The organism is Bacteroides sp. 51 (genome assembly GCF_010500965.1).
In the GTDB taxonomy this organism is placed as follows: domain Bacteria; phylum Bacteroidota; class Bacteroidia; order Bacteroidales; family Bacteroidaceae; genus Bacteroides.
In genome coordinates this window covers 89,861-91,599 of the sequence record NZ_QVMI01000038.1, presented here as the reverse complement: position 1 = coordinate 91,599, position 1,739 = coordinate 89,861, and the positions used below count along the sequence as shown (strand labels likewise).

Genomic DNA, 1,739 nt, shown 5'->3' with positions numbered 1-1,739 from the left:
TCCCGTCCTCCCTCTCCTTTGGAGAGGGTCGGGGTGAGGCTGTTATTTATTCAAATTAATTTTTTAATGAACATGAAAAAGAAAAATCTATTCACAATGCTAATGGCGACCATCGCCCTGACCTTTGGCACTTCAAGTTGTAGCAATGACAATGACGCATCCTTCCCCGTAGAAGGTGAAAAAGCAATGTTAAGCATCCAGCTGGATGCGCCCACCCTCTCGCGTGCCTCCGGCACCGTACCCACCGATGCGGTAGGCAACTATACGGTATTCATTACCGATAAGAGTACCGGCGACATCAACACAGCATGGACCAAATACAATAGCGATGGAACAGCGCTGACCGGCGATAAGGCCCTGGGTGTAACCACCAATGCCCAACATGTGTACATTGTAGCCAACGGAGGCGACCTGAGTTCCATCACTACACTGGCTGCCCTGAAAGCTTACAAAGCCGACCTGAACGGAACAGGTGCCCAGTCTTCGGCCACAAACCGTTGGGCTACCGGTGCTACCGCCAGTGCCCTGAGCTTTACCAATAGCGGTGACGGCGAGTACAAAGCCAATGCTACGGTAACCCTGACATTTATTGCTGCACGTATTACCGTTACAGTAGACAATGCAATGACCAAGTACGGTGAACCCGGTTCGCTTACATTGAACAGTATTGCCGTATTGAACGCTCGTGGCGAATCCCTGTTGTTCCCCGCCAGCGGTTCTTCTTTAATTCCTTCGGCTTACACCGGCGGTAAGAAGTTCTACACCGGCTATGACAAACCCAGCGGTGAAACCTGGTCTTTCTGGCCTANAACGCGATGACCAAGTACGGTGAACCCGGTTCGCTTACATTGAACAGTATTGCCGTATTGAACGCCCGTGGCGAATCCCTGTTGTTCCCCGCCAGCGGTTCTTCTTTAATTCCTTCGGCTTACACCGGTGGTAAGAAGTTCTACACCGGCTATGACAAGCCCAGCGGTGAAACCTGGTCTTTCTGGCCTACGGCCGGTACCTACACCGTGGCTGCCGCACGTTTTCTGGATGCCCTGAACCTGGCTGCTCCGTCAACCACCTATTATTACTATGTGTTTGAGAACGATGCAACCACAGCTAACGCTTCGCCTACGATCGTTACCCTTACTGGTGAAGATAAGGATGGCAAGAACCTCTACTGGCCTGTTCACCTGGCTTCTTACGAGCAATGGAAATCAGGCAGTGGTTCGGTTTCTTCTATTACCCGTGGCAAGAGCTACAACATCAATATCAGGTTAACAGGCGACGCTACCAAAGGTGGTGGTGGAACTACCGACCCAACTGACCCAGTGGTAAACGGTACGGTAGAAGTTTCCGTTACTACGCCTGAATGGACCCCTGTGGTGTTGAACAAAGAGTTTTAATCACCCCATATGCCGTAGGAGTAAGGTGTTCAGTTAAACGGGCACCTTGCCGCAACCCGGCGCCGGCACCTTGCCGGAGGTATGCGCCCCTTGGGTGGGACGCATATCACTACGATTTTAAAACCAAATAATTATGACGGTAAAGAGAATAAAAAATGTAATTCCGGCTCTGATGAGTTTGCTTGTGCTGACCATATCGTTGAGTGGTTGCCTGAAAGACGACCTGGACGATTGCGGTACCACGCACACCCTCACGGTCAGGCCATACGACCACGCGGGAGAGCCCTTGTCGCGCAAGGACGTGGCAGAAGTAGTATTGTATGTCTTCGACAGTGAGCTTTGTTC

General features: G+C 51.3%; 1 protein-coding gene and 1 pseudogene. Both read left to right on the top strand.

All coding sequences use genetic code 11. The annotated features are described in order from the left end of the window. The first annotated feature begins 815 nt into the window (after positions 1-815). On the top strand, positions 816-1,394 hold the full coding sequence (locus D0T87_RS21070; RefSeq protein ID WP_163177808.1) for a hypothetical protein: 579 nt from the start codon (positions 816-818) through the stop codon (positions 1,392-1,394). A gap of 133 nt (positions 1,395-1,527) precedes the next feature. Then, positions 1,528-1,739: pseudogene (locus D0T87_RS21065) on the top strand (hypothetical protein); the annotation flags it as partial.

Excerpts from the sequence above, each read along its gene's own strand:
- D0T87_RS21070 (WP_163177808.1), top strand. The coding sequence starts at position 816 with ATGACCAAGTACGGTGAACCCGGTTCGCTTACATTGAACAGTATTGCC.